Annotated in this window: 1 pseudogene; it reads left to right on the forward strand. The window is 69.2% G+C overall.

Annotation, left to right across the window (positions count from 1 at the left end):
* Positions 1-536, forward strand: a pseudogene (locus tag JCM25156_RS26750) (efflux RND transporter periplasmic adaptor subunit); the annotation flags it as partial.
* Between the last annotated feature and the right edge of the window lie 7 nt (positions 537-543).

Raw genomic sequence — 543 nt, forward strand, 5'->3', positions numbered from 1 at the left:
GGGGTGCTGCGCGCCCGGCTGCTCCATGCCCGTGGCGCGCTGGAACAGGCGCGCGGGCAGGAACACCAGGCCGCCCTCAACCTGTCCTACTGCACCATTCCCGCCCCGGTGGAGGGGGTGGTGGGCGAACGTGGCGTGCGCGTGGGGGCCTATGTACACGCGGGCACCGCCCTGCTGGCCGTGGTGCCGACACAGGCGGCCTATGTACTCGCCAATTTTCAGGAAACACAACTGACGCATGTGCGCACCGGCCAGCGCGCGACCATATGGTCGATACCTTCCCCGGTCGCCCGCTGCGCGCGCATGTGGACAGTCTGGCCCCGGCCACCGGTGTCGCCTTCGCCCCGATCCAGCCCGACAACGCCACCGGGAATTTCACTAAGGTCGTGCAGCGCATTCCGGTCAAGCTGGTGTTTGATCCGGGTCAGAAGCTGGCCGCCCTTGTCCGTGTCGGCATGTCGGTCGAGGCGCGGATCGACACCCTCGCCCCGCCCGACGGCCCCCATGCGACGGAGGCCCGGTATGCCTGGCAGTAACCCCCCG

The organism is Komagataeibacter kakiaceti JCM 25156, assembly GCF_000613305.1.